The following is a 15,534-nucleotide window of genomic DNA, read 5'->3' on the forward strand; positions in this document are numbered from 1 at the left end:
AAAATTAACAACCGATGCTCTTTTGTACTATTTAGCGCTTACCAATTCTTCAGTACTAATTTGAATTTTATTTCTTTCCTCATAAGATTCAAGCATAAGCATAAAGCAAGATGCAGTAATGCTTATAACTCCAACTATCTTCCAAGCACCATTTATTGTTGCAAATCTTAATATTTGCCCCATTCCTACAGGTCCTAGTGTATAACCTAATCCATATATCATAGGAATAATAGCACTCATCCTTCCCCTATGGGATGCTGGTGTATGATTTGCAATAAATGGCGATGTGCTAATTGCAAGTGATATTTCTCCTAAAGTAAATATAAATGTACTTACGAAGAAGTATACTAACCCATTATAAAAGCCTAGCATTCCAAACCCTAAGGCATATAGTAATCCCCCATAAACCACTCTTCTAATACTCTTAACATTTTTAGACATAAAAGTAATTAAAGGAGTAAATAATATTACTACTATTCCATTGAGTCCTGATATCCGTCCAAAAATTTCAGCTTTATTTTCTGGATGAATAGATATAAGATGAAGCGGCATTAAGTATGACCATTGAGAATACACAAAATTAAATCCACATACAATTATAGCAAAGTAAATTAATATTGGTCTTTTTATAAGTACCTGAAAGATGGAACCTTCTTCGCGCCTCTCCATAATACGATTTTCATCAGTAATTTCTTCCTCTGTTTTATGAATAGTTTCTTTAATAAATAACGTAATCAATGCAAGAGAAATTAAAGCTGTTATTGCATCTCCTATAAATATAAGAGACAAGTTTTTTTCATACAAAAGTCCACCTATAACTGGTCCTATAGCAAAACCTAAATTCCATCCCATATATGAAAGGGCATATGCCCCCTCCCTATTATTATGAGTAGTTAAATCTGCTATTAAAGAGTCATGCGCTGGCCCAGCAGTAATCATTGAAGCTGATGCTAGCATTAATACATATACCATAGTAATAGATGGCTTCATAAATCCACAGCTTAGGTAAAGTAACGCAGCTAAGCAATCAAATATAACTATTACTTTTTTTCTTCCTATACTATCCGCCAGTTTTCCACCGAGCATAGCAGCTGGGAGCTGTAATATACCTGTAGCGCTTATGTACACTCCAACCATTTGCTCTGACAGTCCTATTTTGTCTTTTAGTATAATCGTTAGTAATGGCATTACAAAGCAACCAAAAGCATTAATTATTCTAGCAACAAATATTACATATATTTCTTTAGGCAACCCTACATAGGGCTTTATTAGCTGTTTTAAATATTTCATTTTATATTCACGTCCTTGCATAATATTTAATTAATCTTCATTATATTTAATCCATTCTTCCAGTAACCTTTCTAGTTCCTTTTCAATATTCTCTTTTTGAGAAGTGTATTTACTTAGTTCTATATAATGAAAACCTATGGAGTTTATTTTAACATCCAATTTTTACTCCTTTTCTAATGGCCATATTCCCTTTATCGACAGCCTCTAGTCCCGATATCAGTTTTAATACTGTGCTTTTTCCACTTCCATTTCTCCCAACTAACCCAACCCTTTCTCCTTGATGCACATCAAAGGTAATATTACTTAAGATTAAGTTAGCTCCAAAATACTTAATTACTCCATTTAATGATAATTCAATCATATAAACCCCTCCTTAAAATAAGGATAAGGTGTGCTTACCAGATTTATTTGATTTTTAACAACAAAAAATCCAGGCAAGTAAACTACTGCCCGGAATGCTCCACAAAAAGAATATAAAAAACCGGGCAAGGCCACACCTTACCCGGATATTATTAGCTTAGTATATCTGGTAAAATATGAATCACCTGCTTACTTCAGAAAAATATTTAATTTTAGACGCACTTGTCCCGTCGAACACAAAATTTGCTGAAATTCTTACAGATATTGCTCTAATTTTATCCATTTTTCTAATAATGCAAATACTCATAATTTTACCTCCTTTACTTTAATATGTAACACTAACATTATAATCCAAATCAATTATAAAATCAATGAATTTCTGAAATTTACTGGTTTTTATTATAAACTTTTCCATTGACATAGCATATTTTCACAATATGCTTATCACTTTTTACATAATTATGGTTCCATCTTATTACGATATGAAAATTATTCTATAATATCTTTTATTACATTTCCCCAACACTTAATTTTACTCACATGCTTTTATCAAAATAAAATGTTTATACATACCCATGTATATAATCCCATATAAATAAATAATAAATAAAATTATGCGTTATGGAGTTAATAGATGAGTAGCAAACAAGAATTTAAAGAAAGACAAAAAAATAGTATTAATAATACAAGTGATATAAATAGTGTTAGCAATACAGAAACTGAAACTTGTCCGATCTCAGATAGTATTATTAAATCTGCTGAAACCCTTTCAAGTGTAAATATAATTAAAGATGAGATAACTAAATTGGGGTTAAATCCTGAAGAAAAGAACTATATAGAAAACTATGTTACTCCATTATTAAATACTTTATATTTATTAAGTGCTACTTCATTAGCCTTAGCCAGCTCTGCTGGTCATTTAGCAGTGTCTATCAATACTTCATCTAAATCTTCTAAAATAAAAGATACTGAAAAATTAGTCTATGATATAAATGAACAATGCGAAGATATTTATGATGTTTTAAAAAAAAGAATTGATGTGCTTTTATAATATATTCAAATTTATTTCATACTAGTTTAAATCCTATAATAACCTTAGGATGGCTCACAACTATTATGAATAAATAGTTATGAACCGTCCCTCTTATTAAAGGCTTAAATTTTGAAATTGGAAACTTCTTTCTTAAGCTTATTGGAACTTTCTTTTGACTTTAATACCTCTCTTAATAAATCATTAGATTCATTATTAATTTCGGAAACTCTACGTGAAATATCTGTTGTTCCTCCCGCCCCTTCACCAGCTGCTTTTGCAACTCCATCTATGGTCTTTAATACATCACTTATGGATGCTAAAAGTTCCTCTGAAGTTGAGCTAAATTCTGATACAAGATCATGAACAAACTCTGCATCTTTACTATATTTATCTGCAACACTAAGCATAGTATTATAATTATTTGATATATCTGTATTCATGAATGTTAATAGCTTATTTGAGCTTGCTGAAAGATCTTTTACAGATTCTGTTACTTTACTCGTTATATTTTGGATTTCAATTACTGTGCTTTTAGATTGTTCTGCCAGTTTCCTTATTTCTTCAGCTACCACTGAGAATCCCTTTCCTGCTTCCCCTGCTCTTGCCGCCTCAATAGCAGCATTTAACGCAAGAAGATTTGTTTGAGATGTAATATGCATTATGGATTCTGAAAGTACATTTATTTCCTCTACGACCTTTGATGCTTCAATGGCCCTTTCTAGGTCCATTTTTGTGCTTATAAATATATCATTAGATTTTTTCTGAGAATGTTGCACATTTTCTTTTGTTTCCTCTGCTCTTTTATTGATTTCTCCTGCTTTCATGGCACCTTCTTGTGATTTTTCTGCAATGGAGTAAACAGCTCTTTCAATTTCATCTGCCGTTGCAGACATTTCTTCTGATGATGCCGCAGTTTCTTCCATACTTTCAGATAGTTCTTTTGTAGTTAATGATATTTTCTCTATATTTTCATTTAGATCTGTTACTTTTTTATTTACCATATATACAACATTTTCAATCGAATTTGTCTCATATCTTACATTTTCCACAAGGGCCTTTATAGAACCTTGCATAGTATCCAAAGCCTTTGCAATTTCACCTATTTCATCTTTTCTTTTCATAAACTTATCTGGTACACTCATAGTAAAATTCCCCATTGATATTAATCCTAAGTGATTTATTACAAGGGTTAATGGGTTTACTAAGTTTTTTGCTATCATAAAAGTAAAAACTATGCTAATAATTAATACTATAATGCCTACTATAAAAATACTTAGCATTAATGCGAATATCTCTGAGTCAACTTTTGTTTTTTCTATTCCTGTAAACCACATACCTATAACTTCATTATTTGAATTCTTTATTGGAGAATAATGAGTTATCACTTTTTTATCTACTACTATCGCTTCTCCATGATATTCCTTTCCTTCATTTAATACTTTTTCAGTTACATCTTTAGAAGCCTTTGTACCAATTGCCCTTTCTCCATTATCTAAAACCACATTAGTAGATACTCTTGTATCCTTCATAAATATTGTTGACAGATATCCTGTATCCTTTTTTATTGAATCCACTACATCAAAATTTTCATTGATTAAAGTATCTCCCTTATATAATTTCTCTCCCTTTAGTTCCCACTCTCCAGGATATTTTGTATCTATAAGAGTAATTCCCATATTAGCATTAGCTAATATTGTCTGTTTAAAGTTTTCATTTACCATTTTATTAACTCTATAATATACTACTGTAAAAATAATTAAAGAAAATATAACTATAATAGAGCTAAATGCTGTTACTAATCTTCCTTTGATTTTCATAATTTTACTCCTCCATCTTTAGCTACAACTTTTTAGTGTTTAAATATATTCGATATTTTTTTATTATTTCCTTTATTTTCATTAACATTTCATCTGTATTATTGAATATAACTCCCATAATAACCAACATTTCCATATTTTTATACAATTACTGTGATATCTATTAATATTGTTTCGAAAAAAATAGCTAAAAACTGTTTATATGTTTCAAAGACTTAAAAATAATATATATTTCCTCAATATAATAACTAATGAAATATGATATTATTATGGTAACAGCATGCATAATTTCTTTATTTAATTAGGAAAATCATCAAATAGTCTATATCATTAGGGACGGGTCACAACTATTATAGATAAATAGTTGTGACCCGTCCCCTTTTAATTAATGGTTATTGTGATTATCAAGTGGATGCAAATTTACTAATGACTATCTATAAAAAAGTTCTAACAGCTCTTCCTTTGATAATTTATTTAGCATAGTACCATCTGTAAGTTCTCCTGTTATAATGGTATCAATTAGCTCTTTTTTATGATCTTGCATTGATATTATTTTTTCTTCTATAGTTCCTCTTGAAACTAACTTAACTACTTCTACCACATTCTTTTGTCCAATTCTATGAGCCCTATCCGTTGCTTGATCTTCTACTGCCGGATTCCACCAAGGGTCAAAGTGGATAACTAAGTTTGCTGATGTTAAATTAAGTCCGGTACCTCCAGCCTTTAAGGAAATTAAGAATACCTTAGGCTTATCACTGTTATTAAACTCATTTACTAATTTAATTCTTTCTTTAGAGGGAGTTGACCCATCTAAATAAACATACTCAATTTCATTGTCTTTTAAAGATACAGCTATCTTTTTTAAGGCAGAAGTAAATTGTGAAAAAAGCAATGTTTTGCGGTGATATGCTGTATTTTCTTCTATTAATGCCATTGCAAGCTTAAGCTTTCCACTGCCTCCTTTATATTCATTAAATACAAGAGAGGGGTCTAAGCAAATTTGTCTTAGTTTTGTTAAGTAAGAGAAAATTTCTATTTTCCCTTGGGAACTATCCTTTATTTTTTCTTTAACCTCTTTTATATAATCTTTATATATAGTCTTTTGAGCTGAGGTCATTTCTACTAATACTTTCTTTTCTATTTTATCTGGAAGATCATTTATAACTTCTTTTTTAGTTCTTCTTAAAATAAAAGGCTTTATAATTAACTTAAGTTTTTCTAAATCGCAGTCCTCGTTATAAATAAACTTTTCTTCAAAGGTTTCTTTAGAGTATAGATAGCCAGGCATTATAAAATCAAATATAGACCAAAGTTCTGTTAAACTATTTTCAATAGGAGTTCCTGTAAGTGCAAATCTTGCATTAGCCTTAATTTCTTTAACCGCTAAAGTTACTTGGGCTTCGAAATTTTTAATATTTTGAGCTTCATCTATAATACAATAATCAAATTGAATATCATTATACTTATCAATATTATTTCTCAGAGTTCCATAGGTGGTTAAAATCAAATCATATCCTTCTAAATTATTTATTACAATTTCCTGCTTATCTATATTTCCATGAGCAATACCTGCTCTTAGTTCTGGAGCAAATCTTTCTATTTCAGACTTCCAATTATAAATCAAGGATGTTGGAGTAACTATCAAAGATTTTTTACCTTTTTGTCCTACAAGAAACGCTATGGTTTGAACTGTCTTTCCAAGGCCCATCTCGTCTGCTAAAACACCACCAAAGCCTAGCTCACTTAAACTATTAAACCAATTAAATCCAATGATTTGATATTCTCTAAGTTTGGCCCTTAAATTCTTTGGAACAGTTACGTCTTTACTATTTATTGTAATTATTTTGTTCTCTATATTCTTTATGAGCTCTATTCCTTTACCAAATTTATAACCTCTATTTTTCAAGCTTTCAGCTATGTATATCGCCTTATTTTTTTCTATAAAAGAGCTGCCTTTATCTATATCCTTATTGATATCTAGCATTTCAATTAAATTAAAGAAATTTCTTATACCTTCATCTTCAAAATCTATAAACTCATTATCTTTAGTTTTATAGAATCTGCTATTAGATTTGTAGCTTTTAAATATATCTCCTAGCTCCCTAATATCCAAATCACCAATATTATAACTGAATTTAAACCTATCGTTTTCCTCATAGAAATCTATGTTAATAGAGCTAGTATTATATAATTTTATATCTTCCAACCCTTTTCCTAAAACCAGTGTACCTAATGACTCTATTCCACATTTTTTGCTATTTAATATATTAAAAAGATCTTCATCCCTGCCAATAAATATAAGTGTATCTTTTCTTTTTATAAACTTATAGTATTCAAGCTTCATAAGAACTTTCTCTTCCTCGCGTGAATTTCTTATAACTTGTGTTTTGTTATTAATCTTTTCTAATATGTTGATTTTATCATTGTTATACATTGCATATACATCACAATATATATTTCTCTCCTCTTTATAAATAAAAAATTGAAACTTTAATAAATTAGCTGCAAATCTTTTTACTTCTTCTGTAAGTGTAATATCTTTTGAAATGCTATTTAACAAAGAAATAATTTTATTATAATTTTCTATAGTTTCATCATATAAAATCTCATTTTTTTCTCTAAACTTATAATATAAAGGTAAATATTTTTCAATTTGATTGCTAGAAGGTAAATAAAGATTATCATTAAAGAAATATACATCTTTGTTTTCAGTTAAAGAAATTGGAAGCTTATTATAAGTTGTTAATTTAAAGTATTCTTTTTCTTCTTTTAAAGTAAAAGTAAGAGGTAAATCAGTATTAAAGACAGTTGTGTTATATTCTATCCCATTATACTTAAATCTAATTTTGCTTTTCTCTATACATTCTAAAAACCTTCTTAAATCATTAGCGTCTATTGTTAATACTTTACCTATTGACAATATTCCATTGCTTTTATTTATATACTCTCTAATAAAATTTACTACCTTTATATCTTTTGGGGAAATCATATATTCTTCTGGATTATATATAAACTGATTATTGAAGTAAGTACTTTGTTCCTTATCTAGATTTAAAATAAAACCCACTAAATCATCAATTAAATACTTTTGTGCAAAGCCCAATCGGAATTCTAACTCATAACTACTTATTCCTCTACATGATTTATGAGTTATTTTTATATCTATGCCCACATGAGTTTTTTCTTTTTGTTTCTTTGGCGTATTTTCTTGCTTAAGTAACTTTTCCGGCGTCTTTTTTTCTTCAGATTTTTTATTTTTTAATAAACTTAAAAACCTATATGCCGTAGCAATTAAATGCTCACACATAAACAATCTTTTATCTTTAGAAATCTCTCTAAAATTCTCACAGCTACAACGCACATCATCTAGTTTTTTACCCTTCAAGTTTATTTTTATATGGGTTTTCAATTCACCATAATTCTTGTCACTGGATACTTCTCCATAGATATGGTATATTTCTTCTATTTTTCTTCCCTTCACATTAATAACTAATCCATTTTTAAAAACCTCTTCTCCCATTTTTCTCATTATATTAGAAGAATCTTTGAAAATTATTTGTTCTATTTCTTTTATGTTTATTTTTATCATCTCTTTTCCTAATTTAGGGTTTTCACTTTTTTTAGTATCCATTTACTTCTTTAAAACATCACCTTAAGATTTATTATAATGCATAATTCCTTTTTCTTTCTAGATTTTTATGATATGTTAATTAATTGTTGCCAACCGTCCCCAAGAACGTGGAAAAACATCTGCAATTTGCAGATGCCTTTAGATTAATTTGTATTATTTACTTATGCAGAAGCTGATTTGATTCTATTTAAAAGAAACTTATTTGCTTTACTTCATAATCTTTTTTGTATCCATCAATGATATCTTTCATTTTATATAATATATTCGCCTTATCACATTCTACTTTAAAGAGGTTCCATAATTTAGCTGCTCGTTTCGAGCGACATTCATAGGAAAACCCATATTCCTTTATATATTTTTCAGTTATGCCATAAAAATTTTCATCTAACTTGTTAAAGAAATGGTCTCTTTGATTTTGTCTAAGTGTAACTCCAAATGCAGGATAAATAAATTTTGCTCCACTTTCCTTTGCAAGTCTTATGATCTTAAGTATATTTTCATCACTATCTTCAATAAATGGTAATACAGGCATTAGCAATATACCTGTAAAAATCCCCTGAGAAGAAAGTTTATTTATTGCTTCAAACCTTTTAGATGACACCACTACATTAGGCTCAACTTTTTTACTTAGGTTATCATCTGCAGTTGTAACCGTAATTTTGATAAGAATAGGCGAATGACTTTTTATATCATTTAATATGTCTATATCCCTTGTAATAAGATCACTTTTTGTGGCAATACCTATTCCAAAGTTATATCTATTTATGAGTTCCAATGCACTTCTAGTAAATTTATATTTTGCTTCAAGAGGATTATATGGATCTGACATTGCACCAGTTCCAACTACGCCTTTTTTTCTCTTTGATTTAAGTTCACTATTTAATATCTCAATAGCATTAGCTTTTGCACGAACAATATCAAAATCCTTAATTTGATAACATTCACTTCTTGAATCACAATATATACATCCATGACAACAACCTTTATATATATTCATATTATAATTTATTCCAAACCAGTTATTATTATCTGCCCAGGCTGATAGTATTTGCTTTGCAGGAATAAGTTCCATTTTATTTTACCTCATTATAGTTATTTAATTTTGTACGATTAAAAACTCACTGGGAGTCTTACTATTTTAAGTTCTTTTTTACAATCAAACTTCAATGCAATACGACATTAGTATGTCATATCAGTTGTTAACCATCACCATTTTCAAACAGCCCTAATATTTCTTCATCACTTAAAGCTGCAAAGCCTTCACCGCCTGAAAGTTCGTCTCCCATCAATTGTGAAATTAGCTTTTTCTTTTCTTCTTGAAGTGATATGATTTTTTCCTCGATAGTTCCTTCGGCTATGATTTTTATTACTTCTACCACATTTTCTTGACCAATTCTGTGTGCTCTATCTGTAGCCTGTTCTTCAACTGCTGGGTTCCACCAAGGATCAAAGTGGACCACCACATCTGCTGAAGTTAAATTCAACCCCGTTCCTCCAGCTTTTAAACTTATTAAAAATACTGAGTTCTTCCCATCATTAAAGGCCTTTACCATATTCATTCTCTTCTCTGAAGGCACAGAACCATCTAAATAACTAAAAGATATTGATTCTAACTCAAGTCTTTTCCCAATGTTTTTAAGCACAGACGTAAATTGTGAAAATACAAGTATCCTGTGGCCTTCTTCTATACTTTGAAACAGGAGTTCCACAAGGGCTTCTATCTTTCCGCTGCCCCCAGTATAATCATCCATGAGTACCTTTGGGTCTAAGCACAGCTGTCTTAGCTTTGTTATGTAAGAAAGTATTTCTATCTTGCTCTTCTTAAATTCGTCATCACGTACCTTTTTTTCAATAAGCTCCACTGCATAATTTGCATAAGCTTTATATACCTTCTTTTGCTCATCATCTAATCTTACAAGTAGCCTTTTTTCTATTTTATCAGGCAATTCTTTTATAACATCCTTTTTTCTTCTTCTAAGAATAAATGGCTTTATAAGCTTATTTAATTCTTCTAAAACCTCTGGACCTTCTTTAAGTTTTTTATGATATCTTACGCTAAATCTCTTTTCATCATATAGATATCCAGGCATTATAAAATCAAATATAGACCATAACTCCATAAGAGAATTTTCAATTGGTGTCCCTGATAATGCAAATCTCGTTTTTGCATTTATGTCTTTTACTGATATAGCATTTTGAGAATTTGAATTTTTTATATATTGAGCTTCATCTAATATGCAATAATCAAATTTTATGGTCTCATAAATATCTGAATCTCTCTTTAATAAATTATAAGTTGTTATTACTACATCATAAGTTTTTATATTTTTAATTATTTCTTCTCTCTCTTCTCTTAGTCCGTTAATGGCAACTGCTTTAATAGATGGTGCAAATTTTTCAAATTCATTTATCCAATTGTATACTAATGATGTAGGTGCTATAATTAATGACTTCTTCCCTTTGTTAGATAATATAAAAGCGATAGTTTGAAGGGTTTTACCAAGTCCCATTTCGTCTCCTAAAATCCCTCCAAAGCCTAAATAATCTAGAGTTTTAAGCCAATTATATCCAACCTTCTGATATTCTCTTAAGCTTCCCTTTAAGTCCTTTGGGAGCTCAAACTTTAATTTTTCTATATTCTTAAATTTATCTCTTATTTCTTTTAATTCTTTTTTACCTTTTATATACCTAATATCATTTTCATCTAAATAATTATCTATGAATACTCCCTTACTTCTAGATATTTTAATATTGTTTTCATCTATATCATCATCAGAAACCACATCTAAAAGCTTCAAAAACTTATTAAGTTCTAGTTCCTTCAAGTCAAGGTATTCTCCGTTTTCAAGCTTATAGTATTTTAGATTATCTCTAAATGCTCTTAATATTTTAGAGGTCTCTTGTGGTGAAATATTCCCTATTTTAAACTCCATTTCAAAATAATTGTATTTACCAGATTTAATATCTCCACTAATACCCTTTTTACCAATAGATTTTATACCTTTAAAGTTTTCAGAGTAATATACATCCCCTATTTCCTGCAGCTTATCTATTTCACTTTTGAAAAACCTAAATATATAGTCATCTCCCATTAATAGATAAAACTTCTCTGCTACTGCTTCAAATCCAAATGCTCTAAGGCGTGAAATAACATCATGTTCTTTTTTAGAATCTCTGTATATAATTTTCTCATTGTAATCTTCAAATATGTTAAATTCAAAGGCTCCATACCTAACCTTTAAAGTAAGAGTAATAGTTTTCCCTTCTTGATCAAAATAAAAATTAAACTTACACTCGTCCATTACTATTTTATTTTTTATGTTTTTAGACAATGTAACATTAGGTGTTAAAAAATTAAGATTAGGAATTAAATTTCTTAATACAGTTTCTTCTTCTGATTTGGAAATGGTTACAACTTTTTCTTCCTTAAATACCTTTAGATATGGACCTATTTTATAACAAAACTCATAATCTGGAATATATATAGTTGTACCATATAAAAAGGCATCATTTTTAGAACTTAAAACCTTCGGCATTCCCTCTGGTGATTTAAGAACATAATTATCCTTTACAGTTTTCAAATCAAAATTTATCGCTGGATACTCCTTTAGAATTTCTGTTTCTACAGTTCTATAAAAAAATCCTTCATTCAGATAAACTCTGTGTTTTCGTATAATTTCAAAAAACTCTCTAACTAAATATTTAGGAATATTAATATATTTTCCGTCTACAGCTTTTTTATCAGTTCTATTAACATATTTTTGACTTCCTTCTATATCCTTTAACATCATAATAAAATCTATAAGCCTTTTATCCTTTGTACTTAGTTTCTGATTTCTAATATCAAACATAAAATTTTTGCTATACTTTATAGGAATTCCATTATAGTAAGATACTAAAAACTGATCAATGTCTTTTAAAATATACAGATTGCTAGAACTTATAGAGTTAAGCCCTATTTTAAATTCTGCTGAAATAGTATGTTTCCACTCATTTCTATTTATATAAACCTCTATTTTTATTTCGTCCTTAAGTTTTTCATCTCCTAAAAGCATGGATATCACATTATCCTTGCTTTTAAATATCCCCTGCTCCTCTTTCATTTCCTCGTTTAATATTTCTTCTTTTAAAAGAGGGTGCTCTGCTAGCTCATCTATAGCTTTATAAAATGTTGCAACTAAATGCTTGCAACAATAATTTTTCTTTTTAAACTCATTCTTTTCATAATCTGGACAGCTGCAAGAAGTAGAAAATATACTCTTTCTCCCTGTATCCATCTCAATCTTTGTATTATATTCATTAAAAAGATTTTCTGAAATAACATTTCCATCTATGCAAATTAAATTATCTTCACTAGTAATATTGAACGAAGAAATTAAATCATTATCTAAAATCCTTTGGCCCTTATCATAATTCTTCCCAGTAGTTTCTTCATTAAATATCCTCAACAACTTATTTTTATCTAACATATTTTCTCCTAACTCCTGTATAAGTGCTATGTATCTGCATTATAACTTTTCTAATTCCAAGGATTTAAATAAATATAACATACTCAAATCCTCCTTATAGCTATTATATTCATCTTAATTATTATATCACTATTTTCATCTAATATTATTGACAGTTATCAACTATTGAATCCAGCATTTCAACTTCCTTAGCGCATAACAAAAACACCCCACTTTTGAATGAATTTATATAAAGTTCTATCCAAAGTGAGGTATTTTAAATAATTATATTTTGCTATATTTATTGATTACTAGCTTTCTGGTTTTGGTTGTTAACCGTCCTCTTATGTTATTCTTCATCATAAAAATCTAAGTATGAGTATTTTTTCCCGTCCTTTACCCAGCCTAAAATGGAATCCATTCCAACATTTTGTGCTGATTGGAATATAGATTTTTCTACATCTTTAAAATTCTTCTTTAGATTTTTAATTAAATTTTTTATTTCAGTACGTTTGCCTGAAATCTTACTAGCTGCTACCATACAACCACAGTTCATAGGAGAAATTCCAGAATTTAATGTATATCGTCTAATATCATCTTCATGGATATAGAACATCGGCCTAATTAATTCTAACCCTTCAAAATTTTTAGCTTTTAATTTAGGTCTCATAGTTTGAAAATTTCCAGAGTATAATACATTTAATAAAGTTGTTTCAATAACATCATTAAAATGGTGGCCCAGTGCTAATTTATTACATCCAAGTTCTTGTGCTTTATTATATAATGAACCTCTACGCATTCTTGCACACATATAACATGGATAATCCCTTGCAATCCTATCTACAACTTCAAAAATTCCAGAATCAAACATTTTAACTGGAATATTTAAATACTCACAGTTACTTAACAGCATCTCTTTGTTACTTTCATGAAACCCTGGATCCATTGCAATAAATTCTAACTCAAATTTAGTCTTTGAGTGTATTTGAAATTCTTGAAACAGCTTTGCCAAGAGTAAACTGTCCTTGCCTCCAGAAATAGCTACCGCAACTTTATCTCCTTCATCTATTAATTTAAAATCGCTAATTGCTCTAATAAACTTAGACCATATTCCTTTTCTATATGTTTTAATAATGCTTCTTTCTATATCTTTTAATGGCTTTCTTTCATTTATTGGAATTAATAACTCGCAGCCTTCTCCTGCTATACTATTATTACTGTTATTATCACTCATTCTATCACCTCATGCCGGAACGTATAATTATAAATCTTATTCTTTTCTATTTTAGTGCAAAATACTTATAATTTCAATGTTATTTATCACAATACATAAATTAAGTGAATTTAATAAATTGTTGTTAACCTTTCTCATCTTAGGCAACCTTAGAGAGTTCTTTTTTACTTCTTCTTTTTTGATATAATCTAAGAGCTGTAGTTAAAGCACCAATTGCACATATTATTGCCGCGGAAATATATACAACTCTCATTCCATAAATAAATACTTCTTCTCTACCTTGAACAAAACTTGAAACCTTATACCCAATCTTATAACTCATTCTGTTATATAATAAAGTTGTTGAAAATGAAACTCCAAATACCATTCCTACATTTCTTACTAAAGCATTGATGCTGCCTGCAATACCAAGTTTGTGATTTGGTACAGTAGACATTACTAAAGAAGTGTTTGGAGATTGGAATAGTCCATTTCCTAAAGATAGTATGGATACAAAAATCATCATAACTCCTATAGTCGAATATTCATTTAAGGTGGACATAAATATTAATCCTACCGCTGTAAATGAAATCCCTACAAATGTAAGAAATTCTGATCCAATTTTGTCTGATAAGTATCCACTAATTGGGGCAACTACAGTTAAAATCAAAGGATAAACCATCATAAATAATCCTGTAGATGAAGGTGATAATTTTATGACTTCCTGAAGGTAGAATGGTTGAATGATATTTATACAGCTAATTGCTGCAAATGAAATAAATGCACAAAATACACTTATTGAAAATAATTTATTTTTAAAAATATCCAACTGTAACAATGGTGATTCTGTTCTTTTTTCAAGTATTATGAATGCCGCAAATGAGCCTATTGCCAATACAAATCCTAAAATTATCATAAAATTATTATATCCAATTTCCTGGCCCTTTGTAACACACATGAATAATGAAACAATTGCTACTAAAAATAAAAGTGCTCCTTTAATATCTAACTTTTCATTTACTCCATCATTGGACTTAGGTAAAAACTTCATACCAAATATAAATATTAAAATTCCTATAGGTACATTGATTAAAAAAATATATTGCCAGCTTGCAACAGATACTATGAAGCCTCCAAGTGGGGGTCCTACTAGTGTTCCAAGCGCAACAAATGTTCCTGATATTCCTAGTGCTCGTCCCCTTTCTTCTGCTGGGAATACATGAGTTATAATACCCTGATTTGTTGCCATTGTTGCTGATGCCCCAATAGCTTGTACTACTCTAGAAACTACAAGCATATTTAATGTACTTGAAATACCACAAAGCAGTGATCCTATAGCAAAAAGCACAAGCCCCCATTTAAACACAGTAGTCTTTCCTTTTATATCTCCAAGCCTCCCAAAAACTAAAATAGTTGCTGAGATAACTATTAGATAACTTGTTACAACCCACTCTATTGATGACATAGTTACAGATAGCCTTCTTGCCATAACAGGCAAGGCAACATTTACAATACTACCATCCAAGCATGCCATAAACGGCTGCATAACAACGATAAGGAGTATTAGCCATCTATTCTTATAAATATTATCTTTTGTATTTTCCATAGTTTATTAAATCCTCCACTATTATTTTTAGCTAATATTAAATGCATAATAGTTAATACTTTGATTAGAAGATTTATTCACAAAAATTCCTCACAAAATATTAACTATTAATTATTAAAGCTTATTATTTAATTTT

Annotated in this window: 11 protein-coding genes; 1 reads left to right on the top strand and 10 read right to left on the bottom strand. The window is 29.3% G+C overall.

Going from position 1 to position 15,534, the window contains the following annotated elements; translation table 11 throughout:
* Positions 1 to 27: 27 nt before the first annotated feature.
* The 4 genes from JOC70_RS15920 to JOC70_RS19445 all read right to left on the bottom strand — a co-directional run bounded on the left by JOC70_RS15920 (position 28) and on the right by JOC70_RS19445 (position 1,957).
* Complete coding sequence (locus tag JOC70_RS15920) at positions 28 to 1,290, bottom strand: MFS transporter (protein WP_204599888.1); 1,263 nt, start codon at positions 1,288 to 1,290, stop codon at positions 28 to 30.
* Between the two features lie 30 nt (positions 1,291 to 1,320).
* The gene (locus JOC70_RS19440) at positions 1,321 to 1,449 is read right to left on the bottom strand and encodes a hypothetical protein (RefSeq protein ID WP_279381266.1); all 129 of its coding nucleotides are present in this window, start codon (positions 1,447 to 1,449) and stop codon (positions 1,321 to 1,323) included.
* Positions 1,439 to 1,651, bottom strand: coding sequence for an ATP-binding cassette domain-containing protein (locus JOC70_RS15925; RefSeq protein WP_204599889.1), 213 nt, complete (start codon positions 1,649 to 1,651; stop codon positions 1,439 to 1,441). The genes JOC70_RS19440 and JOC70_RS15925 overlap by 11 nt, the downstream gene beginning before the upstream one ends.
* Before the next feature lie 180 nt (positions 1,652 to 1,831).
* Complete coding sequence (locus JOC70_RS19445; protein ID WP_279381267.1) at positions 1,832 to 1,957, bottom strand: hypothetical protein; 126 nt, start codon at positions 1,955 to 1,957, stop codon at positions 1,832 to 1,834.
* A 327-nt stretch (positions 1,958 to 2,284) separates the two neighbouring features.
* Here JOC70_RS19445 and JOC70_RS15930 point away from each other — a divergent pair, with 327 nt between their 5' ends.
* On the top strand, positions 2,285 to 2,701 hold the full coding sequence (locus JOC70_RS15930; protein WP_204599890.1) for a hypothetical protein: 417 nt from the start codon (positions 2,285 to 2,287) through the stop codon (positions 2,699 to 2,701).
* A gap of 104 nt (positions 2,702 to 2,805) precedes the next feature.
* Here the strand turns inward: JOC70_RS15930 and JOC70_RS15935 are convergent, their stop codons facing one another.
* From JOC70_RS15935 to JOC70_RS15960, 6 genes are all read right to left on the bottom strand, one after another.
* Complete coding sequence (locus JOC70_RS15935) at positions 2,806 to 4,500, bottom strand: methyl-accepting chemotaxis protein (RefSeq protein WP_204599891.1); 1,695 nt, start codon at positions 4,498 to 4,500, stop codon at positions 2,806 to 2,808.
* Positions 4,501 to 4,930: 430 nt separating this feature from the next.
* Positions 4,931 to 8,131, bottom strand: coding sequence for a DEAD/DEAH box helicase (locus JOC70_RS15940; RefSeq protein ID WP_243429162.1), 3,201 nt, complete (start codon positions 8,129 to 8,131; stop codon positions 4,931 to 4,933).
* Positions 8,132 to 8,318: 187 nt separating this feature from the next.
* Positions 8,319 to 9,203: an SPL family radical SAM protein gene (locus tag JOC70_RS15945; protein WP_204599892.1), complete on the bottom strand. Its 885-nt coding sequence runs from the start codon at positions 9,201 to 9,203 to the stop codon at positions 8,319 to 8,321.
* Positions 9,204 to 9,330: 127 nt separating this feature from the next.
* Positions 9,331 to 12,600: an SNF2 helicase associated domain-containing protein gene (locus JOC70_RS15950; protein ID WP_204599893.1), complete on the bottom strand. Its 3,270-nt coding sequence runs from the start codon at positions 12,598 to 12,600 to the stop codon at positions 9,331 to 9,333.
* 328 nt (positions 12,601 to 12,928) lie between these two features.
* Positions 12,929 to 13,813, bottom strand: a complete 885-nt coding sequence (locus JOC70_RS15955) for a tRNA 2-thiocytidine biosynthesis TtcA family protein (RefSeq protein ID WP_204599894.1) — start codon at positions 13,811 to 13,813, stop codon at positions 12,929 to 12,931.
* Between the two features lie 139 nt (positions 13,814 to 13,952).
* Positions 13,953 to 15,398 (bottom strand): MFS transporter, encoded by a 1,446-nt coding sequence (locus tag JOC70_RS15960; protein WP_204599895.1) that lies wholly within the window; start codon positions 15,396 to 15,398, stop codon positions 13,953 to 13,955.
* Positions 15,399 to 15,534 lie beyond the last annotated feature (136 nt).

This window comes from Clostridium pascui (assembly GCF_016908015.1).
Taxonomy (GTDB): Bacteria; Bacillota; Clostridia; order Clostridiales; family Clostridiaceae; genus Clostridium_AK; species Clostridium_AK pascui.